The sequence below is a fragment of the Acetomicrobium thermoterrenum DSM 13490 genome, from assembly GCF_900107215.1.
Lineage (GTDB): Bacteria > Synergistota > Synergistia > Synergistales > Acetomicrobiaceae > Acetomicrobium > Acetomicrobium thermoterrenum.
Map to the genome: position 1 here is coordinate 1 of NZ_FNPD01000005.1, position 24,969 is coordinate 24,969.

A 24,969-nucleotide genomic window follows, 5' to 3' on the forward strand; every position below is an offset into this window, starting at 1 on the left:
GACTAACCCTCTTTCCTTTCGAGATGTTTTGTCCTTTAATATGGCCTCATCTGCAAGCTCGAAGTAAGCCTTTATCAGTTCTCGGATGAAGGCCTTCATGATCCGAGAGATTTCGTCTTCAATTTCCGCTAATGTCCTGACCTCGGAATCACCGAAGAATTCAAGCAACTCCTTGATGAAGTTTATTGCTATTTGTAGTAAAATATCCTTGTTCAAGTTGGGACCCTCCTTTATGAGTTTTTGTGTGCTACAAAGATTCTACCAAAAGGAGGGGTCCCTTTCTTTTTACCTCTGAAAATCTCCTACAAATATTTTACGCGATCGGTCGGATCTTTAATCTTGAATTTTTCGTTTCCACCCTGATACGTCGATGTTATTTTTGCGACTATATATCGGAAGCGTCAGGGTATTTTAAGAGCGTAAGTTCTGGAAATGATTCGATTATCGTATAGTTAGGATAAATGCGCATGAATAAGGTGACTTGCCGTGAGGTTTGCGTTATATTAAATTATGTTACGATAACAACAAGGCAGTGGATGATATGAAAGATACGATTATGGTCCATGAGGAAGAAAGGGCATGGCTTGAAGCACTAGCTCAAAGCTGGGGCGTGAAACTGGTTTTTAGAGAATATCTTGGCGCCGATATGTTCGCTCGGGTAACCATAACTTCCGATGGCGAAGCCTGGGTGGAGATGCTTCAAAGCTTCGATCCTGAAGATTACTACAGCCGTTGGGGAAACCGCGACATTGCGCCGGGCGAGCTTTTCAGGTTCCTCCTCCTTCATGAGATAGCTCATTTGAAGCTAGGACATGACAGAGAAAGTATCCCTAAGGACATACGAACCAAGGAAGATTGGCAAAGGACCATTCATGAGCGTGAGGCAAGAGCCGACCAGTGGGCAAAAAGGCGCCTCAGAGATCCCTGGCCTAAATAAATATTTTATAGGTTAAGCACCTTTACTTCGTCCTTTGGAATAACAAGATCTACCGATGTATCGTAATTTAAACTGCAGTCCAGGCTGTTATTTAAGACGTCTACGTCTAGAATGCAATCTTTAGATCTAACCCGAAAGCGCAGTATATTCCCTTTAAGAAAAACGCCGACGACTTTACCCTTAATTCGCCAGGAGCCATTATGGCCTTTTCCGTTTTCGCCATTCAAGGAAAGCTTGATCACCTCCGGCCTTATAGCTAAGCTCTTGCCGGAGAAAAGGGGTTCTCCCACGAGCCGTTCAAATTCCTCCCCTTTAAGGACGTTGAAGTTTCCTATGAACCTCGCCACGAACTCGCTTGCGGGCTGGCTGTATATTTCCAAAGGTTTGCCGGATTGCGCTACCCTGCCTTCGTTTATCACGAATATCCTGTCTGAAATCGTCAAAGCCTCTTCCTGGTCATGGGTGACGAAGATCATGGTCATACCGGACTTTTTCTGTATATTTTTAAGCTCCATCTGAAGCATCTTTCTTATCTTGGCGTCCAGTGCGTTGAAGGGCTCGTCAAGAAGCAGCACGTCAGGCTCCACGATCATTGACCTAGCGAGGGCTACCCTCTGTTGCTGGCCGCCGGAAAGCTCTCTTGGATAAGATTTTTCTTTGCCGGACAACCCCACGAGGTTGACCATATCCCTAACTCTTGCTGCAATATAGTTGCCTTTAAGGCCCTGCATTTTTAGCCCAAATGCTACATTTTCGTAGACGGTCATGTTCGGAAAAAGAGCGTAGGACTGAAATACCATTCCCACTCCTCTCTTTCTCGGTGCAAGGTTGGTGATATCCCTGTCGTTTAAAAGTATGCGACCGCCATCGACCTCATTTAACCCGGCGATGCAGCGAAGCAACGTGCTCTTTCCGCAGCCCGAAGGCCCCAGCAGTGTTACCAGCTCTCCTCTTTCGACGGCGAGGCTTATTTCATTCAATACCACCGTACCATCGAACTTCTTTGTAACTTTATCTATAATGAGGTAACTCATATTTCTTCCCCCTTAAGTTATCAAAATTGCCGTTTTTAAAGTTTTGGCCCAGCTTTAACGCGATCCATGAAAGGCAGAAGACGAAAAGGTAGTAACTTATCACGACGGCACTGGACAAATGGCCGCTTTCTCTCATTCGCCTCATTAGGTATATCTGAACGGTTTCGTAGTATCCGCCTACCAAGAGGTTTGTCAAAACGAACTCGCCGAAAAGCACGGAGAAAGAAAGCAGGGCTGATACCATAACCCCGGGAAGTATGTTCGGCAGTACAACTTTAAAGAAGGCTTTAGGCTTGGAAGCACCCAAAAGCTCGGCCGCGCTGACGAGTTGAGGAAGGTCTACCGTCCTCATGCTGTTTCGCGTTCCTTGATATGTATAGGGAAGTATGACGACGAAGTAGGCTCCTATCAATAACCAAACTGTCCCGGAAATTGCCAAAGGTCCGGAGGAATAGACCTTGATCAGCCCTATGGCACCAATCACTCCAGGTATGGCGTAGGGAAGCATGGCGAAAGCCTGAAGAAACCGCTCTAACTTTGGAATATACAGAGAGACGATGAAAAGCGATACCACCATCACGGCAATGTTTAAACCTACCGCGACGGAGCAGGCAAAAAGCGTTCGCCCCAAAGCCGCTACGAAACGTACATCCTGGAAAAGCTTCACATACCAAGAGAGAGTCAACCCCTTGGGCAGGACAGTATCGTACCAGTCGGTGGCAATCGAATATAGGAAGGTTGCTATCAAAGGCATGAACAAATAAAGAAACATCAAAGTTATGACGAAGCGATGAAGTGCCCTCTTTTCCTTCACTTTAAATCCCTCCTGATCCGCCTCATCATGTATTCGTTTGTAAGCATGGCCGCGATGAGGCTTAAGGCGAGAAGCATGGCCAGCGCGCTTGCAAGATGAGGGCGTGCGTACACATCTCCCGATATCAGCGCGCCAATCCTGACGGAAAGGAGGTTGTAATTGCTTCCGACCAAGGCGTAGGCCGTGGCATAGGCTCCCATGGCGTTGGCAAAGAGAATGCTAAAAGTCCCGACGAGCCCCGGCATAATGACGGGAAGGCCAACCTGAAGCCAGAACTGCATATCTGAAGCCCCAAGCAGATGTGCAGCCTCCCGCCACTGCTCTTTTATCTCAAAGTAGATCGGATAAAGCAAAAGTATGGCCAAGGGCAGCTGAAAATAAACGTAAACCAGGACCAAGCCACTCCAGCTGTAAAGATTGAATTCTGAAAATATATCCAACCCCCATCTTTGGAATAGGATCGTAAAAAGACCACTGTTGCCGAGCATGATTATGTAGGCAAAGGCAAGGGGGACGCCTGCGAAATTTGCCGTGAGGTTTACGTAAGTTAATACCGCCTCCTGGGATTTCGGCTTAAGACGCGTTATGAAATAAGCGACGAAGGCTGCCATGACTATTGCAATGCAACTTGAAAGAAGCGATATGAGCAGGCTGTTTTTGATGGCGACCAGATAGTATGGATTTTTTAAAGCGGTGATATATTGTCCCAAGGTCCAAACATTACTGTCGTCCGTCCTAAAGCTGTCAAGGAGCATCCCCATAATTGGCAGCAGCTCGAATCCGAAGATCATTACTGCCAATGGAAAAAGCGCGCCTGCAAGCCAGAGGTTTTTGCTGATATGCGCCCACTTTGCCCTCACGATAATCCCCCCGAGGATGCCGGCGATGTAATAGAGTTCATTGCCTCAGACGGATTTATCTCAAGCAGCCTACAGATTAAGGGCGCTATCCCAAGCTGCGAAGGAGGTTCGTAGCATACCGACGTGAATCGGTCTCCAACGAGAAACAGAGGCACGTCCCGCTCCTCGCTGCTTTCTCCTCCGTGGTTTCCGAAGTCGTCCATCCCGTGATCGGCCGTCACGATCACCTGATAGCAGTCGTCCAGCCACAGGGGGATGTACTTACTTAAAAGCCCATCCATTTCTGACGTCTTTTTGGCATACTCTCTTGATGAACCTCCGTAGAGATGACCGAAGTAATCGACCCCCATGGGATGTATCAGCAAAAAGTCGGGCTTATGCTTTCTTCGAAGTATTTCACCATCGACAAAGAGGTGAGAATCGGGATAGTCGTCCTCGAAGTAGAACCTCCCGAATTGAATTGGCATATCCTCCTTCTCCTGTTCGCGGTGAAGCGGCAGATCGAAGGGATAGCAGTTGTAAAGCTCGCTGATCCAGTAATAAGCAGCTGCTGCGTTGATGAACCCTTTTTCCCTGGTCAGATGAAATAGGCTTTTTTGACTCGACCTTCCTTTAAATTCGTTAGAGGTCACGCCGCTTATATAGGGAGGAATCCCCGTAAGCAGCGTCTCGTATAAGGGTTTGGAAAGGCTTGGCAGTTCAGCCTTTAGGGCAAATCTGGCTGCCAAGCCTTCCCCGGTCAAACGGACCATATAGCGCATTTCCTTAAAGGCCACATCGCACCTGAGTCCGTCTATTATTACGAGAATTACCTTATTCATGGCAACTATCTAAGATACACCAACACTTGTTCCTGCCAGATTTGAGGCAGCATTTTTGCAGTGTTTTCCCAGGCCTTGAAGTCTTTAATCGGCCTTGCATTTGCGTATTGTTCCATAGGAATCATCTTTTTTGCCACTTCCTCGGGAAGTTTTACGCTGCTTCTTATCGGACGTGCATAACCCTTTGCAAGGTTGATCTGCCCGGCATCGCTTAAGATGTATTCCCTGGTGAGCATGGCTGCATGAGGATGGGGGGCGTATTTGTTGATTATAGTGGCGTAACCGCTCACTACGCTTCCTTCTTTGGGGATGCTGACCTCAAACCGATCGGGGTCTATTTGGTCCCGATAACCCAAGGCGTTGAAATCCCACAGAAATCCCACGGGTATCTCTCCCTTTTCGAAATTGGCCGGCAATACATCGGTCAGCAATAACCGTCCCTGTTTGGCAAGCGCCGCAAAAAAGTCTATTGCAGGCTTAATATTGCTCTCGTCTCCGCCAAGAGCAATCGCTGTGGCAAGCACCGCCATCTGAGCCTGGGCAGCCTTAGTCACATCCCCGATGGCGACTTTGTAATCTCCATTTTTAATGTCCTCGAAAGACCTGGGCAGATTTTTAACCTGGGACTTGTCCGTTATAACGGCCATAGTGCCGAGATATCCTACTATCCAGTGCCCTTCTTTGTCTTTGGCCCAATCTGGTATTTCATCCCAGTAGGACGTCTTAAAGGGCTGTGTAACTTTCCGTTCGACTGCAACCGGCCCAAAGGCCATGCCCACGTCTCCTATGTCAGCTGTAGGGTTATTCTTTTCCGCCTCGAACTTGGCTATTTCCTCAGCGCTCGACATATCGGTGTCAATATGCTTCAGGCCGTATTTGACCTCCAGATCGCGCCACGTATCCTTCCAGTTAGCCCAAGCATCGGGCATGCCAACGCTTACGATCATGCCCTCCTGCCTTGCGCGCTCCTCTATTTCCTTCAGGCTAAGTTGCTGAGCATTTGAAGGTGTGGCAGGCATAACAAGAATGGCAAATATCATACAAACAATCATACTTAGTAAAATCCTTCTTGCCCTAACTGCTTTTTTCACCGAACCTACCTCCCCTGAAACCAAATTTGTGTTTCCGAAATAAGTATAAGATGCGCATGTTACGGCACTGTTTGTATTTGGTAACAAGGATGTAACTGTTTATCTTCGCAACGGCTGGTCTATGAATGCAAAGAATACTTTTAACATAAAGTATGGAATGCAACTTGAAGCGATTGTTGAAAGCATGTAATACTCCTCTATGATCGCCATATGCTATAATATTTATATATTCCTATGACAATACAATATATTAAAAAAAAGGGGGGATATCATATGAAATTCGGGATGAAGGCAGCCTATTTGCTTTTTGCAGCCTTTGTTGTTGTGCTGTTTGCAAATCCTGCCATCGCTGCCATGGGGGAAATACAAAGCTTTACCTTTAAGGGCACCGAAACGGACCTTCTTGGGATGAAAGAGACCCTTAAACCGGACGGCAAACCAGATGCTCATTTCGTCGTTTCCCTCAGAGGTGTTGGAGCTATCACGGGCGTAGAACTTAAGGCTCTGGGAACGGATAGGGCATGGGACACGATTCCCGGCAACGAAAAATGGGGAATGATCGTACGAGACGGCAACGGAGAGGATGTAACTACTGCCTCAGGATCATTTTCGACCAAACCTTTTTTCGCCTTTCTTACCCTTCATCTTTACGTTGCCGATGATGGCACTGCCTTTTCGGAAAAACGTGAATACGAAGTGTCTGTGTCGTTCATGGACGGCAGTGCTGTGACTGCTAAGACAACCGTTCCGGGAATGCCCGATATCTTTAAGCCTGAAGAGGTTGAAAAGGTCGAATTGCCCGAGTCCGAAGAACTATCGGCGGTCTTGTTGGGGATTGGAGACAAAGACGTCGTGGGTAAATCGGAGAAGATCAATCGAGACGGCGTAAGGGACGCTCACTTTAAGACCCGATTCAACACCGTATCCGTAGTTGAAGAGATTTCGATACGAAACGTGGACGGCACATCTTCGGCGTGGGATACCGTCCCCGGCAACGGAACATGGGCCATAGCGGTCTATACCGACGGCAAGTTGCGAAACAGGGAGGATGGAAGCGTAAAATTTGCCGTAGAGGGCGATACGACGTTAGACCTTTGGGTCGCTGACAACGGCTCCATTGCAGCAGGCGCTACGCGATATGAAGTGATCGTTAAGTTCAATGACGGCACGGTCTTGCGCAAGGTAGCCGAACGTCAGGAGGTTGCAAAAACGGCCGTCGACAAAGGCATCCTCTCTGCAGTTTTGATTGAGCCTACAAGAGGAGATCTCACCTCCAGAAGCGAGGCTTTGAGGGGAGACGGAAAACCCGACTGGAAGATCGCCCTTGAAATGATAGCCGAGGGAAGGATCATCAACTTCATAGTTCGTGGAAATGACGGAGCCTCGGAGTGGGATACGATATCAGGAAATGGAAAATGGCTGGTAGCGGTGACGGACTCTTTGGGAAACGTCTTAAACGAAAGCAACGGCTCAATTTCTTTGAATGTTTCCGGAAAAAAGGAATTTGATCTATGGCTAACGGATAATGGAACTATTACGGAAGGCGACGTTAAATACAAAGTCCTAGTGGTCATGAGCGACGGAAGCATCTTGGAAAAGGATGTAGTGCGCGCCAAAGAAGGCAAAGAGGTTTCAAAGGCCGGGATGCCTTCGGACAGAGCTCAAGTTTCTGACAAAATTCGCGCTACTTATCGCGGCAAGGGGCCTATGAACTACCTAAAGAAGGCAGAGGTTTCCTCTCTTCTTGCCTCGGCGGACGCGAATCCCGACGCTCACGTGCTACTCAAGCTCATTAATATTAAAGGAACCATAGAAAGCATTACCGTTAAGGCAAAAGATGGCAAAAGCGGAACATGGGACACCATTCCGGGAAACGGCGTATGGAATATAGTAGTCACCCGAGCGGCGTCAGGGGGAATACTGTCTAACACGGACGGGTCTTTCAATATGGAGGTCGAAGGAGACACGCAACTGCACCTCTGGCTGGCTGACAACGGTAATTTCGGCGTCGCACCGGAAAAGTTTGAGGTTTATGTAGCCTTTGAAGACGGGCGCTTGCTGAAGAATACGATAAGAAAATGATCTTACCAACTGCTGCAATCTGAACATTTATAGTGCGACGTTATAAATCATTGAAGTAAGATGGCCTGGCAACTAATTATTGCATAAGCTGTCAGGCCATTTTTGTCGTAGGGGCCAATGATCCACCCATGTCATAATTTAGAACACAGCACAAGTAGAATGCAATCTTTCGATCTAACCCGATAGCACAGTATATTCCCTTTGAGAAAGGCGCCGACGACCTTGTATGAACCACCATTTGTTGTTGGCTGCCGGAAAGTTTTTTCTGGGAATTATTTACATACATCGTCTCATGGCTGAATCTTTATGTCCTGTGTTATAATATTTAAATCAGAATCTATTACAAAACCTGTATTATAATTGCATATCTTAAAAACCAAAGCTGTTGCCTTGGTGTAAGTCAAGAATTGCAAGCAGATCGTATAGGTTTGCTGATTTCTGTTTTCGGCAAATTTATGTTGAGAAATCTTTGCTTTGGCCGTCGAGTTTGTAAAGTCGTTCGTCGGAAGGAACAATTAATATTTCATTAAAAGTTCACATATATATCGCTATTATTTCATATACATCTCTTTTAACGAATATATAGATTATCAAAAACAACACAAGCCATATTATATAGATTATATTAAGTTTTATATATTTTTTTCATTTACATATGGTAGACATACAAGGAGGTGTTTGTTGCATTTACAGAAGGCTTTTGTATGCATTTAATGGTGTGCTGCAACTAGAATATGAAAGAAAAAAACGTGAAGAAAGGGGTTTTAGGATGAGTTTATCGAAAAAAACATTGTATTTGATATTGGGGTTAGTTTTTGTTTTTACTGTCGCAGCAGCAGGAGCCGAGAAATGTTTTGCTCGAAACGGCAACGGAAAAATAACCTTTGCCGATTTCAGTTGGGAGAGCGTTCAAGTACACAATAGGATAGCCGGTTATCTGATTAGACATGGTTGGGGTCGTGAAGTCGAATACATGCTTGTCGAGGAAGTGCCAGGCTTTATGGGACTGGAGAGGGGCGATATTCAGATAGCAATGGAGGCCTGGGTTGACAACGCAGCTTCCTACTGGGAAGAGGCCAAAAAACGCGGGATGATCATAAGCCTTGGAAAGAACTACCCAGACGCGCCTCAAGGGTGGTATGTTCCAACTTACATCATCGAAGGAGATGAAGAGAGGGGCATCAAGCCCATGGCTTCGGATCTCAAATCCGTCTCAGATCTGCCCAAGTATTGGGAGCTTTTCAAAGATCCCGAGCTCAAAACAAAGGGACGCTTCAACAACGGCCCTTCGGGTTGGATAATAAGCGTCATAAATGAAAAACGCCTCAAAGCCTACGGACTGGATAAAACCTATCGAAACTTCTATACCGGCTCTGCAGCAGCCCTGGCTTCGGCTATTGCCGGAGCTTATGAACGAGGAAACCCTGTTCTGGCTTACTACTGGGAGCCTACCCCCCTTCTTGGAATGTACGACATGACGAGGCTCGAAGAACCGCCCTACGATGAAAAAGTATGGAACGATACAGGAGCATGCGAAATGCCCAAGTGCAGGGTGTTGAAAGTTGCCAATCGCGATTTTCTCGAAGAAAATCCCGAGATAGAGGAGATGCTCAAACGCTACAGAACTTCTCTGGAACTTACCAACGAAGTGCTGGCATATATGAAGAAAAACGCAGTCACTCCCAAAGATGCTGCCGAATGGTTTTTAAAAACCCATCCGAAACTGTGGAGATCCTGGATAGCAAATCCAAAGGTCCAAGAAAAAATCGCCAGATCTCTCGAGCAAATTTAAGGGAGGATCGAGGGAATTGATAACTAAATGTGAATCGGTCGTGATAGCACATTCACGGGAAATACCCATTTTATCCTTTTCTCCCCTGGAAAGGACTTGCAGTCGGCTCCTCGAATGGGCGCGCCCTCTGCTTTCTGCAGATCTTTACCGCGAAAGCATGCGGGCTGTCGAGGGTTTTTTGTCGTCCAGCGGAGAGGGACATCTCCTTCAGGGCGAACTTGACAGAATTTATCCTGAGCAAAGGGACGTTTTAAAGTGGATGCCCTACTGGGAAAATTGGTACCTCTCCAACAGACATCCCCTTCCCGCTAACTGCAATCCCTTCTATGTGCTGGAAATCGAAGGAGAAAAGCTTAAAATCGATAATGTTGAGCTTTCAGCGATGGCGGTGGAGGCTGCCCTTAAATTTCACCTGAAAATAAAAAAGGGAGACCTAAAACCCGACCGTTGGAATGGCCGCCTTCTTTCAATGGAACAATACGACTTAATCTTCGGCGTTACACGCATCCCCGGAAAGGATATGGATCGAAATCTGAAAAGCGATACCGACTATATAGCCGTCCTTTGTAACGGCCATATTTTCCTTCAAAAAGTCTTGGAGGGCGAAAATATCGTGCCGAGCGAAGGTCTTGCTCGCAATTTTCGAATCATTATGGAGCAATCCAGGCGACCTGCAAGAGTGCCTCTATCGGAGCTTACCTCCTTACCTCGATCGAAGTGGGCCGAAATCCGCGATAAACTTATACAATGCAAAGAGGTCGCAAGAGCTATCGAAGCAATAGAAAAAAGCCTTTTTGTGCTCTGCCTAGATGAACCGAGGGAAATGACGCTAGAAGAGCTATCTTTAAGCGTTCTTCTGGGGCCCCCTGAAAGCAGGTGGTTTGACAAGTCGTTGCAGGTGGTAGCCTTGGGCAAGGGCCGAATAGGCATAAACTTCGAGCACTCCCAGAGGGACGGCACGCCCATGGGTCGTTTCGTCAAATTCTTAAATGAAGAGATTGCGACCTTAAGGCTCAAAACAGGGGCCGCTCCTTCCCCGATAGAAGTGGACATACCGGAAAGGGATTATGTCAAAGATATATCGTTGAAAGCTCAAAAAGAAGCAGAAAAAGCATTTTCTAAGTTGAAATTGAGCGTAATTAACTTCAAAGATTTCGGGAAGGAAGAAATTAAAAGGCTTAAGTTGAGTCCCGACGGCTTTGTCCAAACTGCTCTTTTTCTTTCGCAAAAAAGAGCCTGGGGGCATGTAAAAACTACTTTTGAATCGGTTATGCTCAGGCAATTCTGGAAAGGACGAACGGAGGGAATGAGGCCATTTAATTCCTGGACTGGGGCTTTCCTTAGGCTTATCGACGATCCTTCTGCAAGCGACAGAGCGCGCAATGCAGCCATGCTAAAAGCCATAAAAGCTCACAGCTTTCGTGCCAGGCTGTGCATGGACGGCAAAGGCCTGGAGGGTCATCTGGGACTTCTTGAGGCTATCGCCGAGGGAAAGGTGGGTAAGAGAGCGTTAGTCGAAAAGCCAAAAATATACGAATGCCCTGCCTGGAAGGTGCTGCAGGATATCGGGATAACATCATCCACTACCTCGGGCGAAGGGTTGGTTTCTGCAGGCTACGGCCCGGCCCAGGAAGACGGCATTGCCGTAAGGTACATCAAAAGGCCTGACTGTTTAGTCTTTTGCGTTACGAGCCTCGATGATTTTGATGATTCTAGAAGGCGCTTCATCGAAAAACTTCCGAAGGCATTGAAGGATATGCGCCGCTGTGCTGGCCTGTCGACGGAACGTAAGTTTCTTTGACAAGCACGTAAAAATTTTGGTAATATAAAACTTACTATAGTGCTTGCTTCTGTAATTTTAGCCTTTCGATTTCCCAAAGTTCATAAAATTTTCGTAGTGCCCATTTCGCGATGCCCATTACGAGATCGCCGACCGATTTGCTTATATTTTCTTGCAAACCCGATGCATTAATCCGAGGCGCTAAATAGTAAATAAAATAATACAAAGGGAGGAATGCGTAAATGAGAAAACTTTTCGCACTTTTTTGCGCTGTTTCAATTGCGGTTTTTTGTATTGCAGGGTCAGCGCCGGCAAAGGATAAAACGGTTACCTTTGTAGATTTCAGCTGGAGCAGCGTACAGATGCACAACAGAATAGCTGGTTTTGTCCTGGAACACGGATACGGCTATAAGCCTAACTACATTTTCGCCGAATCCGTGCCAGGACTGACAGGACTGGCACGTGGGGATATCGACGTAGCCATGGAGATGTGGGTCGATAACGTCTTAGATTGGTACAATAAAGCTGTAGGAAAGGATAAAAAAGTCATCGACCTTGGTCCTGTTTTTCCTGACTCGCCTCAGGGTTGGTACGTGCCCACCTTCGTCATCGAAGGCGACGAAGAGAGGGGCATCGAACCTATGGCTCCGGATTTGAGGTCGGTCTACGACCTTCCCAAATACTGGGAACTTTTCAAAGACCCGGAAAAACCGAATAAGGGACGCTTCTACAACGCAATCCCGGGGTGGGTGGTTCATGATATTAACTTAAAGAAATTGGAAGCTTACGGGCTTACCGAAACCTTCGAGCCCTTTGGTCCGGGTTCGCAAACTTCCCTGGCTACGGCAATAGTAACGGCGTACAACAAAGGTCAACCTGTTCTCGCCTACTACTGGGAACCCGAATGGATTATGGGAATGTTAAATATGACTCGTCTTGAGGAACCGCCCTACGATCCAAAAAAGTGGAACGATGAGGCGGGCTATGCCTGCGAATTTCCGGCCGCCCGTGTCCACATCGGCATCAACGCCGATTTTCTCAAGAATAACACGGAGATACTGAGCTTTTTGGCAAATTACGAGACCACTCTGGAGCAAAACAACGCAGCCTTGGCGTACATGCAGCAGAATAATGCCAACGTCGAAACAACCGCAGTATGGTTTCTCAAGGAATACAAAGACCTATGGACGAAATGGATACCCGACGACGAAGTTAAAGAAAAAGTATTAAAGGCTCTGGAAAAAATAAAGATATAAAAAAGCTGCCCCCGATGGGACTTTGTCTATCGGGGGCGTTTTAACGTCAGATATTTAAATCTACAAGGCTTACCAATAATTTTACCGCGCCTTCTACGTCGCTTAGGCTCACCGTCTCACTCGGAGAGTGGACGTATCTGGTGGGTATTGAAAGCGTTGCGGAAGGGATACCTTCCTTCGTCCTTTGAAGTGCGGCAGCGTTAGTGCCGCCAAAGGTCAAAACTTCCTTTTGGTAAGGTACGCCTGCCTTTTGTGCTGCCTGCTCCAGCAGTTCGACGACCTTCCTGTGGCTTATGGACATCTTGTCCTTGATCTTTATGGCAGGGCCTTTTCCCAACGCCATGGCGTGCCTTTTAAGACCTTTGGGATGATCGGCCGAATCGGTGACATCAACGGCTATGCAAATTTGAGGTGAAAAACTGTATGCCGATACAAAGGCTCCGACGAGCCCAATTTCCTCCTGAACGGAAAAAGAGCCTATGACCGTGTGTCTGTGGTGTTTTAAATTCTTGAAGACCTCGACTAAAACGGCACAGCCCACCCTGTCGTCCATGGATTTCGATGTTAGGTAATTGCCGTTTTTGTAAAAATAGGAATCGTAGACGCCAAACGTACCGATTGAGACCAATTTTTCGGCTTCACTGCGGTCGCCGGCGCCGATGTCCACGAAGAGGTTGTCAAAGGTGAGGTTAGATAAATTTTTCTTTTGTTCCTCGGGCGTCTCGCCTTCGTAGTAAACCACTCCCGTGGCTTTGGGGAACTTTATTCTTTGGCCTACATAGTAATAGGGAGAAACTCCGCCAACGGGCTCCACCCTGAGGAATCCCTTGTCGTCTATATTCGTTACCACAAGCCCGATTTCGTCTATATGGGCGTCTAAAAGCACCTCTTTGTTGTCTCTTCCCCTTTTCCAGACGAGCAAATTGCCCAGGGAATCGAACTTGTGTCCGTCTATGTGGCCTTCAAGGTGTTTAAGGACGACTTTTTGGACCTCCTCTTCCCTACCGCTTGGGCCGTAACTTTCTGTCAGTTCTTTGATTAAATCTATCATCTTGCAAAACCCTCTCCTTCTTCTAAGATTTTGCTGACCAGTTTGACCGTGTTTTCAAAATCTCCCAGGTCGATCATGGACAAAGGGCTATGAATATATCGAGCAGGAACGGAGATTACCCCAGCCGGTACTCCTCCACCGGTTTTTGCCAAGCGCGCAGCGTCCGTTCCGCCCGCGGTCCTCCTTTTATATTGATGCTTGATGTCGTATTTTTGGGCGACCTGCAGTATGGATTTGTAGATCTTTTTATTTACCACGTAGCCTCTGTGCATGAAGGTAACGGCGGGGCCGTCTCCCAGGTGAGTTGCCCACTGATGTTCCGGAAGGCCGGGATCGTCTCCTGCCGTGGTTCCCTCGATCACCAAGGCTATATTGGGTTGAAGCTGTTCAAATAATACCGCGCTTCCCCGAAGGCCCGTCTCTTCCTGGACCAGGAAGGCAAGGTACAGGTCGTCCTCGTAACGTTGTTCCTGTTCTATTACCTCCATCAAGACGGCGCAACCTGCCCTGTCGTCGAAGGCCTTGCCCGTAGCCCTGGAATGTTCTTGCCTGAAATCCGTCGCAAATGAGATGTAGTCTCCTAATTCTATTTTACGTGAGGCTTCTTCCTTTGACCTTGCACCTATATGTATGCGAAGGTTTTCGAATTTGGGTGATGCCAGCAGCTCGTCTTTCTTTTGAAGGTGTATGGCCTTGTAACCGATAACTCCGGGCAGCTCTCCTTTGATCCTGACGTGTTTTCCAACGACGACCCGGGGATCGACGCCCCCTACGGGGGCAAAGGACAGCGTTCCGTCATCCTCAATGTTTGTCACCATGAAGCCGACCTCGTCCATGTGGGCAGCCAGGACGAACTTTCTGTTTGACCTGGTCCCCTTCTTGAAGGCGATCAAGTTGCCCATGACGTCGACTTTTAAGCTGTCCACCTTGTCTTTAATCTTTTCTTCTATAAACTTTCTGATGCGTCCTTCATCTCCAGAGACGCCGTCAAGTTCGGATAATTCCTTTAAGTACAACGCCTTCACCCCTTTCATTAAAGGTTTACGGTGCTTGCCAATGCCAGCAGGCGTGCCGTTTCTTCCACGTCGCTGGGGTCGACCAATTCTACGGGCGTGTGCATGTACATGAGCGGTATGGAGACCAGCGCCGTCTTTATGCCCGACCTCGTAAGCTGTACCTCGTCCGTGTCGGTATGAGATCTCCCGGGCGTGGGCTCGATCTGCGTCCTTACGCCGTGACGTTTTGCCACATCACATAAGGCCTTGTAAAACTCCCTGTTTATGACGGGCCCGACTGCCAATACGGGACCTTCCGAGATCTTAATCGGGGGCATCTGCGGGATACGCTCGTTGCCGTGGGTGACGTCTATCACTATGGCCTCGTCCAACCCAAGCTCGTACGCGACGGAGACCGCCCCCGGACCTGCGATCTCCTCCTGGCTTGAAAAGATGAAATAAACGTCAGCCCTGTTTTTTATCGTCTCAAGCTCGCGTGCAGCCAAGATTAGGGCAGCACAGCTTGCTCTGTTGTCCAATGCCTTACCGGAAAGTTTATCGCCTAAAGAGGCACACCTTCCTTCGATGACGCAAATGTCTCCTACGCTTACGGCTTCGCCTAAGGGGCCGCAGGATACATCGACGTAAATGTCGTTGTAATCGGGGACCTTATCTTTTTGATCATCTTTTTGGAGGTGAGGAGGAAGAAAGCCCACAACTCCTGTGACGACACCTTGCTTGGTGAATATCTTTATCCTTTGAGAGATGACTACCTTCGGATCTATGCCACCGATTGGTTCGACCCTCAAAAAACCTCTTTCTTCAAGCTTTGCGACGACGAACCCTATCTCATCAGCATGGGCAAATATCCCAAGTTTTTTGCCGTTTTGTCCCTTTTTAGCGGCTATAAGAGCGTTCATCCTGTGCTTTCTTACGGAATCGACGTAGGGTTTGATGTTTTCTTCGATGACCTTCAGGACTTCGTCCTCATAGCCCGAGGGACTGTCAGCGCTTGAAAGACATTTAAGCAAAGAAACCGTATCCAATGACATCACTCCTTTGGTCGTAGCTATACATAAAGCAGCTTGGGTTTAGGTTCAGGAATCTCCCTGCCAAGTTGCTTTGCAGTTTCTATCCATTCCTTGATCACAACAAAAGCTTTTACAGCCTCATCATATGTTTCGTCATCGGCCATGCAACCCGGCAATTCCGGCACTTATACTATAAAACAATTATCTTCTTTATTCCAATATTTACAGGAGGGTTAGCACTTCCAGAAAAAGGCAAGCCACAGGCAGGGCAGGGCGGTGCTTGTCGAAAGTACGCGGTGTTTGACGTGAGCAGGGATTAAAACCCATTCTCCCCTATTGAGCACTTTTGTGCTGCCGTTTTCCCACTGGATAACTCCCTGTCCTTCGAGGACGCACACCCATTCATTCTCTTTTTGGTCGTACCAAAACCCCTCGGGAGATGCCTGGCCTGTCGAAATGATGCGCTCTATGCGCACCCATTCGTCGCCATAAAGAATCTCAGTGACCTCTTCGCTAAGCGACGCTGATGATGGATCATAAAGATTCGCATTCTTTTTCATTAAAGGTACGCTCTCCATTTCTAAGATCGGGCGCAAATTTCTGTGCTTAGGCCTAATTTAACTTATGTAAATTCCCGCCTCTTTGTTACTATATTGTACATCATCGTTAGCTTGTCCACTTGCGGGGCTGGACTTAGGCCTTTTGAAGTATTCAGGATGTTGCTTTGCGAGATAGCTCTGATCAAACAGGACTCTAGTGAGATGTTTTTCCATTAAAGCCACAGACTTCTTTTTATCCCTGACTTTTATCGCTTCCAGGATCGCACTATGTTCGTCAACGGTCTTTCTCATGTCCATCTCAGCGAGGTTGAGGATACGGACTCTGTCAAAGTGAGTCATCATGCCCCTCAATGTATTGTAAACGCGCTCTTTATTGCAGGCCTTAAACAAGTATTTATGGAAGTCGTTATCATGCTCCAGCAATTGTTTATAATCTCCCCGACTGACGCAATATTCCTGTAATTCCAAATTGTGTTGAAGGAAGATGAAATCCCTCTCCGTTAACTTTTCGCAGGCGAGGTCCACGATCGCCTTCTCGAGAACACACCTCATAAAACGTGCCTCCTCGACCATCTCCATATCGATCAAGGATATGTACGTTCCCTTTTGGGGGTACACTTCCACGATCGATGCCTTGGCCAGCTCAAGGAAAGCTTCTCGCACAGGCGTCCTGCTTACGCCAAGCAATTCTGCAATTTCGTTTTCGCTTATTGCCTGCCCGGGCTTCAAGTTTAAGTTAACAATATTGTATTTTAAAACCCTGGTAACGTATTCTCTTGCAGTTTCTCTTTTATTCTTCGGCAATATTTCCAGCAATTTTTATACACCTACTTTTTCGCCAAGTTGTGATAACGTTTTCTATATAACAAGAAATAATCAACTATGATCCATAAATTAATCTTGGAAGTATTAGGACAATATCTGGCACTAAGGCAAATAATATAATTAATACCACAATTGCTACTAAAAATGGGATTGACTGTATCACGTATTTTTCAACCGAGACATCCAACAAAGAGCAAACAGTATAAACTACAGCTCCTACAGGGGGAGTCATCCCTCCAAGAGTAACAATTGTCATCATAATTATTCCAAAATGGACAGGATCGATTCCAATAGATCTGATGATGGGTAAAAATATAGGAGTTAAAAGCAAAGTATTAACTGTAGCCTCCATGAGCATCCCGGCAACAAATAAAAAGGCCATTATTATAAACAGCAACAAGGTCGGATTTGTCGTAACGGAAGTTATTAAAACAGCGACCTTTTGAGGGACTTGGTCAGTTATAATAGCGTACCCGAATATACCTGAACATGCAATGATCAAAAGTATAACTCCAATGTCCACTACGCTTTGACTTAAAGCAAGTTTAACCTTTTCCCATGAAAGTTCTTTATAAATAAACATACCAATAATTGCAGCGTATACAACAGCAAATGCTCCACCTTCCGTAGGTGTAAACAATCCAAACCTAATGCCACCTATAAGTAACAATGGAAAAATCAATGCCCAGATACTTTCTAAAAAGCTATCACGGAGTTCACTGAAAGTAAAGCGCCTTGGGCGCACCGGTGCATATCCTCTTTTTTTAGAAGTAATATAAGCAGTAACCATCAGCACAATAGCCATTAAGATTCCAGGAATTATGCCTGCGATGAATAATCTGCCTATTGAGACCTGTCCCACATATCCATATAATATAAACCCTATGCTAGGAGGAATTGTTGCAGTGATAAGAGAACTCATTGCAGTAACCGCAGCAGTATAAGCTCTATCGAATCCTTGTTTTATCATTGCTGGGCCTAATATTCGAGATTCCATCGCTGCATCTGCTACAGCAGAACCGGATAATCCACCCATTAAAGCGCTTAATACTATATTTACATGGGCAAGACCGCCAATAAGATGTCCAGTTAATATGGTAGAAAATTTTATGAGGCGATCTGTTATGCCTGTAGCGTTCATTAAATTACCTGCGAGGACAAAGAAGGGGACGGCAAGTAAAGGATAATTCTGAAGACTGCCTATCATACGTTGTGCTGCAATAGAAAAGGGTATATATGGATCAACGACGAAAAATAATGAAGCTGAGATTCCAATAGTAAATGCTAAAGGCATACCTATAAATAATAGTATTAGAAAAACTATTGATACAGTTAACATGCCCATGAAAACAACCCCTTTTTGCTTTTATTAGTGGTTTTCACTCAGTGCATTAACATCCATGGGGCAATCTGCATCCTTATTGATGTCATGAAAGGTTTCTGGAAGTGGTGATTTCATCAATTCAATTATCTTTTTTATTGTGGTTTGCAACATCAAGATGCACCCAATTGGAGCGCTTGCAGTAGCATATGCATAACTAACACGTAAAGAATCGAATGTCCTTTCGACATTTTGAAATGTCAATGATAATCCATACCAAGCTATTGCAATAAGAAAAACTGCAATTAACATCTGAATAAAAATAAGAACGATCCTTTTCAAACGGTTAGGGAGCATATTAACAATTAAATCAATACCTATATGGCGGTTGTGTCTCAAAGCAATATCTCCACCTAAAAATACAAGCCAAGTAAAAAGCAGTTTTGCAATATCGCTAGCCCAAACAAGGGGGAAGCCTGCATATCGCATTACAGCATCTGAAAATACGAATAAAACTATTAAAACCAAAATGATTTGTGCGATAATATATTCTACATATTCTAACTTGTGAGCTTTATTGTTAGTCATTTCTACTTCCCCCTTTAAAATACTTATATTGTTTTACTCTTGTAATACATATGCACGATACATATATTTAGATAAAGAGTGAAAGCTATTGATTAAGAAAGTCATTTATAATTTTTCTTTCCTCAGTATAACCAAGTTCTTCGTAAAGAGGAGCTGTGGCTTCACGAAAATGAGTTGTGTCCACTTCTAAGATCGTTACTCCTGAATTAACCATCTCTGATTTATAATCGTCTATTCTCTTGAGCGTTAATTGAGACGCGTAATCTCCTGCTTCTGCAGCTACTTCCATGAGGATATTTTGATAATCTTGAGGCAAACTGTTGAACCAATTAATTCCTACAACAAGAGGCGAGAGAAGATGGAAATGACCAGTTTCTGAAATATATTTAACAACTTCGTATAAGCGAGCCCCATAAATTGCCGGATACTGTGCTTCACAGCCATCTATAACCCCTTGCTGAAGCCCAGGGTACACCTCAGCCCATTCTAATGATACTGGAGATGCTCCCATAGCACGAACAGTTGCTTGCCAAACCCTTGAACCTGTTGTACGTATTTTTACGCCTTTTAAATCTGCAGGTATTTTAACCGGAATGTTTCGAGTTGCCACATGTCTTGCACCTTGATACCAATTAAAGGCAAGAACCTTGTACCCATGTTCCTCTAATTGTTTCGTCCATTCCTTAAAGAAATCTGACATTACGACTTTCCTCGCTTCTTCGTATGAGTTCGTCATATAAGGCATATCCAGCACTCCAATTGAACGAACAATTTCCGCTAATCTGGCAGCATCTGCAATTGATGCGACATTGGCGCCAACCCTTGCTTGTTCAAGCTGATCATCAGTACCGCCTAATTGACCATCAGGGTATACAGTTATTTGTAATCCCCCATTTGTAAGCTCCTCAACTCGTTTTTTCAACCATAGTGCGCCTTCATGCATAGGATCGCTGGTGCTAACCACATGAGCAATACGCAAAGCATATTTATCAGCGCATTCCGCAACTGTAGCGCTAGATATTAACCAGAAGCCTACAACGCACAGAAACAAACTTGCAATTACGAAAAATTTGCGGTTAAACATTTTGATCATTCCTCCTCTAATATTTTATATTTAATCTAAACAACATATTTTATTTAAATTACCCTTTTAAGATATGCTAAATTTTCGCAGAGCTATAATTGTGTCTAAAAATCGTAGATGTTTTATTTGTCATCTTATCTATCGCTTCCCACAGACCCTGCAGGTAAACTGCGCCCAAAGCCCTATCGTATAACCCGTAACCGGGGCGGCCTGTTTCTTTCCATATCATCCTACCGTGATCCGGCCTCATGTATCCGTCAAATTCCACATCGTAAAAGGCCTTTACGATCTCAAACATGTCAAGGGATCCGCATTTGGAGAGGTGTGCGCTTTCATAGAAATCCCTTTCGGAGGTGAATTTAAGGTTTCTGATGTGCGCAAAATGGATCCTGCCTTCCCTACCAAACTCCCTAATGATAGCAGGGATGTCGTTTTGCCTGTTAGCGCCAAGAGAACCGGTGCAAACGGTTATGCCGTTGTACCTGCTTTTGTTCAGGTCCAGAAATTTGCGTATATTCTCCCTTCCCGTTATGACCCTTGGCAAGCCAAAAACCGGCCAGGGCGGATCGTCGGGGTGTATGGCCATCTTTATGTCGCACTCCTCTGCGGAAGGTATTATGCTATCGAGGAAATATTTGATATTTTTCCAGTACTTGTCCTCTGTCATCTCTTTGTATCTTTCTATGGTCCTTGAGATTTCCTTAAGCCTTTCGGGCTCCCAACCGGGAAGTTCTGAATCCTTCGACTGTTCCATGAACTGTTCGGCAAAGTTTTCAGGATCTATCTTGGAGACGAAATCGTGCCTATATGCCATGGTCCTGGAGCCGTCGTCTAACCGCTGCTCTAACTCCGTCCTAAGCCAGTCGAAGGCGGGCATGAAGTTGTAGCAGATCACCTTCACGCCTATTTGGGAGAGGTTTTTTATGGTCTTTATGTATTTTTCTATGTACCTGTCCCGCGTTTCAAGCCCTAACTTAATATCCTCATGTACGTTTACGCTTTCTATCACTTCAAGCTTTAAGCCGTAGCTTTCGACTTCTTCCTTTAGGGCCTTGAGACGTTCTATTGGCCACACCTCACCAACTGGTATGTCGAGCAAGCTGGTTACAACTACTTCCATTCCGGGAATCTGCCTGATCTGTTCAAGCGTTATATGGTCATATTCCTTTCCAAACCAACGAAAACTCATCTTCACGACATATCTACCTCCATGTTTACGTACTTGTTAAGCGTCCTTCGCACAGCGCCGGGTGCTGTCAACATTTCCTCAAGCATTCCTTCGATTTTAGGCGCAAGGCCGTGCTCGCACAGATCGATCCCGAAAATTAATTTGTTGGATAAAATAGGCCTGAGTATATCGCCAAAGGGACCTTTGTCGCCGATAGATATGTGCTTCATTTTTTCGTGTAATTCGGGAACCATCGGATCGGGGCTGAGCTCGAATGCCTCTCCTTTATCATCTATTCCAATCAAATAGCGAAGCCATCCCGCAAAAAACAGAGGGATATAGGTCAAAGCAGTTATGTCGTGTCCTTTGGCGATGTGTGCCTTAAGCGTCTCTCCGAAGCGTATGGGAATCTTTTGAGAGGTATCGCAGGCTATCCTTTGCGGAGTATCGGGAACGAAGGGGTTGGGCAGGCGCTCTTCTATGACTTCGCGCATGAACTGCTCGGGGTCTATAATGCCCGGGTTTACTGCAACGGGCAACATTTCGTCGTATCCGGCCCTTTCGATCAGGGATTTTAAGTCGCTGTCGCGCATCTCTTCAAAGATAGCTTTATAACCCAATAGACATCCGAAGATCGCAAGCATCGAATGAAGGGGGTTTAAGCAGGTGCAGACTTTCATTCTTTCCACTTTGTCGACGGTGTCTCTGTCGGTAAATATGACCCCTGCCTTTTCAAGTGGAGGGCGAGAATTTGGGAAAGTATCTTCTATTACAAGATATTGGACATGCTCGGTATTTACGAAGGGCGCAATGTAAGTATTTTTGGATGTGCATATGATCTTCATATCTTTTAAACCGTCCGATTCCAGCAGGGCCTCTATCCTTTCAGAGGGTCTTGGCGTGATCTTGTCTATCATGCTCCAGGGGAAAGTCACAAGTTTCGGATCGTTGATGTAATCTACGAAGCCGGGGTCAACTAAGCCGTTTTTTGCCCAATTCGTCGCGAAAGTATTTATGGCTTCATATAGCTTGTCGCCGTTATGGAAGAAGTTATCCATGCTTACCAGAGCAATCGGCAGCCTTCCTGCTTGATATCTTTTGTAGCACAGCATGGCCACGAGGCCCATTATGGTCTTTGGTGCGCTTGGGAAATTTTCAAGTTCACGAAGGACTTGGGGAAAATATTCTCCGTTAGAATCAGCTAAAGAATAACCCTTTTCGGTGATCGTGAAACTTACCATTTGAAGTGATGGGGAGGTAAAAATCTTAGCAAGCTTATCGATGTTATCGCTTGCGGTTAAAGCATCAGCAATGCTTCCTATGACCTTCTTTTGCATGGTGCCGTCGGATTTTATGGAGACGACAACGCTTAAATTATCGTAGGGATCGTAAATCTTTCTGATTATCTCTTCGTCAAAGGCCTCGCAAACTGTTATTCCGCTGTTACAGAGGCCATTGTCAAGCAACGTCTGATGGAGTGCGGCCGGCAGAGCTCTAAATATGTTTCCGGCACCAAAATGAAGCCATATTGGATCCTGGGATGTCAATTTTTTCATTTCCCGCAGATCGAACTTGGGCAGTTCGTATCCTTTTTCTTGCCATTCATTGCCTTTCTTTAAATCCTGCACGCGAAGATTCACTCTACATCACCTGCGTTTTGAATGGTTTAAAAAGGAACCTCATACTCCAGCTGCTTGCATACTACCATACTTGTATGTAAGTTGTCAATACAAACTAGCTGTATTTTAACGCCCTATTTATATATCTACGATAAATTGCTATATTTGCACTACGAAAGATAATGTGGGGACGACAGATAGGGGGAGTTGTATAATTGCTGTTGTTTGTGTTGTTTAATCGATCTGGGATGCGGATTTTTTCAGGGATTTTAATGAAAGGAAGATATTTTTTGCCTGTTGAGATCGCAAGTTTCTGTGGGATAAAGATATACGCGCATCTGTCAAACAGAGTGACCTTTTTCAACAGCCCCTACCCTGCGCACTTCGAACACAAAGCTGTCGACATTTACCCTTTCTCTCATGACGCACCCTCTCCCGTAGAGGGAAAGGTTATGTATATTTATGAATTTACAGCCCCAAGGACGAAGCAATTTCAAATACCCACAAAGGAATACTTGATCGCCATCCAAACGCCGGTGACCTCGGAGTATCTCGTTCGCATCCTCCATGTAAAACCAATCGTCAAGGTGGGCGACTGCGTAAAGGTTGGCCAGACTCTGGGGGAGATGGTAAAAAACGGCCACTTCGACTCCTGGACCGATCGTCATATGCACGTCGAAATCAGGCCACGCGACAATCTGATCAGGGCAAGGGGAGGCATGCCGATTTACGCTTCCTTGAAATGGGAAAAGTTTTACGGCGCGCTTCCTGCCTCAAGCTTTCAGGGCAAAGTCGTCGTCCAAAGGCCGAATTACATGCTCCTTAAAGGCCCTACTGCCCGGATGGGCTTATTTTCCGGCCTGCCTGTTACAGTTGGCAAGGGCATTGGGATTTTAGACGGAGGTTTGCCGCATTACGGCTTTGGAGGCGTGCTGGCACGCGAAAGGGCAGAGATCGGCGATCCCGTTTATATCGAAGACATAAGGATAGGTCACGTAACAAAAATTTACTCCGACGGTTTTGCCAGGTTTGAAGTGGAACCTTTTTCAGTAAAGTTGGACAACTTTAGCATGAAGGGCATTTCGTGTTATATGGGTTTGTCCGGTGATTTTATGTGGAAGTTGATCCCTCGAGACGGAAAAAGGATGAGTTTGAAGGATAAAGCCTCTGTTATCATCAGCTCGTAAGTTCAAGTTCTTCTTTAGTGCTACAATAAACGACAGAAATATAATTTAGGGGGTCGATGCGATGGAACGAAAGAAAGAAGCCGATGCTGCAAGAATAGTTGTTATTCTCGACGACTATGCGGGACAAAATACTTCTTTTTTGGCTCAACATGGTATTTCACTGCTCATCGAAGTCAAATCGGGACAAGAGTATCGCAGAATCCTCATGGACACGGGCCAATCCGGGCTTCCTGTTTTATATAATATGGAGCTTCTTGGCATCCAGCCCTCTTCCATCGATGCCATTGTTCTATCTCACTGCCACTACGATCATACTAAGGGCTTAGTGGAAACACTTAAAGCCATCGGGAAAAAAGATATCCCAGTGATCGCTCATCCGGATATTTTCCGGCCTAATTACTCTTTCGATTCCTTCATCCACAATATCGGGATTACGCGAGAAAACGGAAAAGAGGCCATAGAGGCAGCCGGAGGCGTGCTTATGCTTACCAAGGAACCTTTCGCAATAATGCCCGGCGTTACGACCACTGGTGAAGTTCCCAGGAAACGGGATTTCGAAAATCAGGGCATAGGAACTTACAATATCGAGGAAGGCAAAATAGTGCCTGACGAAATACGTGATGATCTTTCGCTCATCATAAAGGTAGCCGGGAAGGGCATTGCTGTAGTTTCGGGCTGTAGTCACGCTGGGATCGTAAATATAATCGACCGTTCGAAAGAGATAACCAAGGAGGACCGTGTAGATGTAGTTATCGGCGGCTTTCATCTAATTAAAGCCTCCAGAGAGCGCATCGAGAAAACCGCTGCCGCCTTTGTGGATCTTGACATACATGAGATAATCGCCGGACATTGCACAGGCATGGCCGCACTATGCGAATTTTCGAAAACGCTCGGTGACCGCTTTAAGCAGCTTCATGTAGGAACAATAGTTGATCTATAGGTCGCATTGCATGGCACGACTATGATCAGGTGCATAGGAAGCGATGTCTTAAGAAGAACATATCTCCCTTTTCATGATGGATAACGTTTTTCAAAAAAGCCCGTCACGCCTTCCCTTGTATCTTCAGTAGTGC

At 45.8% G+C, this 24,969-nt stretch carries 23 protein-coding genes and 1 pseudogene; 7 read left to right on the forward strand and 17 right to left on the reverse strand.

The window, feature by feature from the left end:
- A pseudogene (locus BLU12_RS04880) lies at positions 1–216 on the reverse strand (ISLre2 family transposase); the annotation flags it as partial.
- Between the two features lie 325 nt (positions 217–541).
- Here BLU12_RS04880 and BLU12_RS04885 point away from each other — a divergent pair.
- A complete protein-coding gene (locus tag BLU12_RS04885) occupies positions 542–937 on the forward strand; it encodes an ImmA/IrrE family metallo-endopeptidase (protein WP_091461216.1) in 396 nt (131 codons plus the stop codon).
- A gap of 5 nt (positions 938–942) precedes the next feature.
- Here the strand turns inward: BLU12_RS04885 and BLU12_RS04890 are convergent, their stop codons facing one another.
- Genes BLU12_RS04890 through BLU12_RS04910 form a run of 5 tightly spaced genes read right to left on the reverse strand, consistent with a single transcriptional unit; the run spans position 943 to position 5,557 of the window.
- A complete protein-coding gene (locus BLU12_RS04890; protein WP_091460985.1) occupies positions 943–1,971 on the reverse strand; it encodes an ABC transporter ATP-binding protein in 1,029 nt (342 codons plus the stop codon).
- Positions 1,949–2,785 carry an ABC transporter permease gene (locus BLU12_RS04895; protein ID WP_091460987.1) on the reverse strand — a complete coding sequence of 279 codons (837 nt, stop codon included), beginning with the start codon at positions 2,783–2,785 and terminating at the stop codon, positions 1,949–1,951. The genes BLU12_RS04890 and BLU12_RS04895 overlap by 23 nt, the downstream gene beginning before the upstream one ends.
- Positions 2,782–3,645, reverse strand: a complete 864-nt coding sequence (locus tag BLU12_RS04900) for an ABC transporter permease (protein WP_091460988.1) — start codon at positions 3,643–3,645, stop codon at positions 2,782–2,784. Before BLU12_RS04900 ends, BLU12_RS04895 begins: the two co-directional genes overlap by 4 nt.
- Positions 3,642–4,466: an alkaline phosphatase family protein gene (locus tag BLU12_RS04905; RefSeq protein ID WP_091460990.1), complete on the reverse strand. Its 825-nt coding sequence runs from the start codon at positions 4,464–4,466 to the stop codon at positions 3,642–3,644. The genes BLU12_RS04900 and BLU12_RS04905 overlap by 4 nt, the downstream gene beginning before the upstream one ends.
- Positions 4,467–4,471: 5 nt before the next feature.
- Positions 4,472–5,557 (reverse strand): ABC transporter substrate-binding protein, encoded by a 1,086-nt coding sequence (locus BLU12_RS04910; RefSeq protein WP_234945470.1) that lies wholly within the window; start codon positions 5,555–5,557, stop codon positions 4,472–4,474.
- A gap of 273 nt (positions 5,558–5,830) precedes the next feature.
- On the opposite strand from BLU12_RS04910, the gene BLU12_RS04915 reads away from it, so the two are divergent.
- From BLU12_RS04915 to BLU12_RS04930, 4 genes are all read left to right on the forward strand, one after another.
- Positions 5,831–7,639 carry a hypothetical protein gene (locus BLU12_RS04915; protein WP_091460992.1) on the forward strand — a complete coding sequence of 603 codons (1,809 nt, stop codon included), beginning with the start codon at positions 5,831–5,833 and terminating at the stop codon, positions 7,637–7,639.
- 769 nt (positions 7,640–8,408) lie between these two features.
- Positions 8,409–9,431 carry an ABC transporter substrate-binding protein gene (locus BLU12_RS04920; RefSeq protein ID WP_091461220.1) on the forward strand — a complete coding sequence of 341 codons (1,023 nt, stop codon included), beginning with the start codon at positions 8,409–8,411 and terminating at the stop codon, positions 9,429–9,431.
- 16 nt (positions 9,432–9,447) lie between these two features.
- The gene (locus BLU12_RS04925) at positions 9,448–11,232 is read left to right on the forward strand and encodes a choline/carnitine O-acyltransferase (RefSeq protein WP_159428504.1); all 1,785 of its coding nucleotides are present in this window, start codon (positions 9,448–9,450) and stop codon (positions 11,230–11,232) included.
- Positions 11,233–11,453: 221 nt separating this feature from the next.
- Entirely contained in the window at positions 11,454–12,467 is a 1,014-nt protein-coding gene (locus tag BLU12_RS04930; protein ID WP_091460995.1) for an ABC transporter substrate-binding protein, read from the forward strand.
- A 46-nt stretch (positions 12,468–12,513) separates the two neighbouring features.
- On the opposite strand, the gene BLU12_RS04935 is transcribed toward BLU12_RS04930, so the two are convergent.
- The 11 genes from BLU12_RS04935 to BLU12_RS04980 all read right to left on the reverse strand — a co-directional run bounded on the left by BLU12_RS04935 (position 12,514) and on the right by BLU12_RS04980 (position 22,730).
- Positions 12,514–13,518 carry a M42 family metallopeptidase gene (locus BLU12_RS04935; RefSeq protein ID WP_091460997.1) on the reverse strand — a complete coding sequence of 335 codons (1,005 nt, stop codon included), beginning with the start codon at positions 13,516–13,518 and terminating at the stop codon, positions 12,514–12,516.
- Positions 13,515–14,543 (reverse strand): M42 family metallopeptidase, encoded by a 1,029-nt coding sequence (locus tag BLU12_RS04940; RefSeq protein ID WP_234945471.1) that lies wholly within the window; start codon positions 14,541–14,543, stop codon positions 13,515–13,517. Before BLU12_RS04940 ends, BLU12_RS04935 begins: the two co-directional genes overlap by 4 nt.
- Positions 14,544–14,551: 8 nt before the next feature.
- A complete protein-coding gene (locus BLU12_RS04945; protein ID WP_091461000.1) occupies positions 14,552–15,565 on the reverse strand; it encodes a M20/M25/M40 family metallo-hydrolase in 1,014 nt (337 codons plus the stop codon).
- A gap of 17 nt (positions 15,566–15,582) precedes the next feature.
- On the reverse strand, positions 15,583–15,708 hold the full coding sequence (locus tag BLU12_RS10175; protein WP_268753505.1) for a hypothetical protein: 126 nt from the start codon (positions 15,706–15,708) through the stop codon (positions 15,583–15,585).
- Positions 15,709–15,777: 69 nt separating this feature from the next.
- Positions 15,778–16,104: a cupin domain-containing protein gene (locus tag BLU12_RS04950; RefSeq protein ID WP_091461001.1), complete on the reverse strand. Its 327-nt coding sequence runs from the start codon at positions 16,102–16,104 to the stop codon at positions 15,778–15,780.
- A 57-nt stretch (positions 16,105–16,161) separates the two neighbouring features.
- Positions 16,162–16,920: a GntR family transcriptional regulator gene (locus BLU12_RS04955; RefSeq protein ID WP_091461003.1), complete on the reverse strand. Its 759-nt coding sequence runs from the start codon at positions 16,918–16,920 to the stop codon at positions 16,162–16,164.
- A gap of 64 nt (positions 16,921–16,984) precedes the next feature.
- Complete coding sequence (locus tag BLU12_RS04960; protein ID WP_234945472.1) at positions 16,985–18,274, reverse strand: TRAP transporter large permease; 1,290 nt, start codon at positions 18,272–18,274, stop codon at positions 16,985–16,987.
- A gap of 24 nt (positions 18,275–18,298) precedes the next feature.
- Positions 18,299–18,838, reverse strand: a complete 540-nt coding sequence (locus BLU12_RS04965) for a TRAP transporter small permease (protein ID WP_091461005.1) — start codon at positions 18,836–18,838, stop codon at positions 18,299–18,301.
- An 85-nt stretch (positions 18,839–18,923) separates the two neighbouring features.
- Positions 18,924–19,931 (reverse strand): C4-dicarboxylate TRAP transporter substrate-binding protein, encoded by a 1,008-nt coding sequence (locus tag BLU12_RS04970; RefSeq protein WP_091461007.1) that lies wholly within the window; start codon positions 19,929–19,931, stop codon positions 18,924–18,926.
- 67 nt (positions 19,932–19,998) lie between these two features.
- Positions 19,999–21,111: a mannonate dehydratase gene (uxuA, locus tag BLU12_RS04975; protein ID WP_234945487.1), complete on the reverse strand. Its 1,113-nt coding sequence runs from the start codon at positions 21,109–21,111 to the stop codon at positions 19,999–20,001.
- A 2-nt stretch (positions 21,112–21,113) separates the two neighbouring features.
- Complete coding sequence (locus BLU12_RS04980; protein WP_091461010.1) at positions 21,114–22,730, reverse strand: mannitol dehydrogenase family protein; 1,617 nt, start codon at positions 22,728–22,730, stop codon at positions 21,114–21,116.
- 269 nt (positions 22,731–22,999) lie between these two features.
- Here BLU12_RS04980 and BLU12_RS04985 point away from each other — a divergent pair, with 269 nt between their 5' ends.
- Positions 23,000–23,896, forward strand: coding sequence for a peptidoglycan DD-metalloendopeptidase family protein (locus tag BLU12_RS04985; protein ID WP_091461224.1), 897 nt, complete (start codon positions 23,000–23,002; stop codon positions 23,894–23,896).
- A gap of 61 nt (positions 23,897–23,957) precedes the next feature.
- Entirely contained in the window at positions 23,958–24,836 is an 879-nt protein-coding gene (locus tag BLU12_RS04990) for an MBL fold metallo-hydrolase (protein WP_091461012.1), read from the forward strand.
- The last annotated feature ends 133 nt before the right edge of the window (positions 24,837–24,969 follow it).

Coding starts and splice junctions, on each gene's coding strand:
- BLU12_RS04885 (WP_091461216.1), top strand. CDS start 542: ATGAAAGATACGATTATGGTCCATGAGGAAGAAAGGGCATGGCTTGAA.
- BLU12_RS04890 (WP_091460985.1), bottom strand. CDS start 1,971: ATGAGTTACCTCATTATAGATAAAGTTACAAAGAAGTTCGATGGTACG.
- BLU12_RS04905 (WP_091460990.1), bottom strand. CDS start 4,466: ATGAATAAGGTAATTCTCGTAATAATAGACGGACTCAGGTGCGATGTG.
- BLU12_RS04915 (WP_091460992.1), top strand. CDS start 5,831: ATGAAATTCGGGATGAAGGCAGCCTATTTGCTTTTTGCAGCCTTTGTT.
- BLU12_RS04920 (WP_091461220.1), top strand. CDS start 8,409: ATGAGTTTATCGAAAAAAACATTGTATTTGATATTGGGGTTAGTTTTT.
- BLU12_RS04930 (WP_091460995.1), top strand. CDS start 11,454: ATGAGAAAACTTTTCGCACTTTTTTGCGCTGTTTCAATTGCGGTTTTT.
- BLU12_RS04935 (WP_091460997.1), bottom strand. CDS start 13,518: ATGATAGATTTAATCAAAGAACTGACAGAAAGTTACGGCCCAAGCGGT.
- BLU12_RS04945 (WP_091461000.1), bottom strand. CDS start 15,565: ATGTCATTGGATACGGTTTCTTTGCTTAAATGTCTTTCAAGCGCTGAC.
- BLU12_RS10175 (WP_268753505.1), bottom strand. CDS start 15,708: ATGGCCGATGACGAAACATATGATGAGGCTGTAAAAGCTTTTGTTGTG.
- BLU12_RS04950 (WP_091461001.1), bottom strand. CDS start 16,104: ATGAAAAAGAATGCGAATCTTTATGATCCATCATCAGCGTCGCTTAGC.
- BLU12_RS04960 (WP_234945472.1), bottom strand. CDS start 18,274: ATGGGCATGTTAACTGTATCAATAGTTTTTCTAATACTATTATTTATA.
- BLU12_RS04965 (WP_091461005.1), bottom strand. CDS start 18,838: ATGACTAACAATAAAGCTCACAAGTTAGAATATGTAGAATATATTATC.
- BLU12_RS04970 (WP_091461007.1), bottom strand. CDS start 19,931: ATGATCAAAATGTTTAACCGCAAATTTTTCGTAATTGCAAGTTTGTTT.
- uxuA (WP_234945487.1), bottom strand. CDS start 21,111: ATGAGTTTTCGTTGGTTTGGAAAGGAATATGACCATATAACGCTTGAA.
- BLU12_RS04990 (WP_091461012.1), top strand. CDS start 23,958: ATGGAACGAAAGAAAGAAGCCGATGCTGCAAGAATAGTTGTTATTCTC.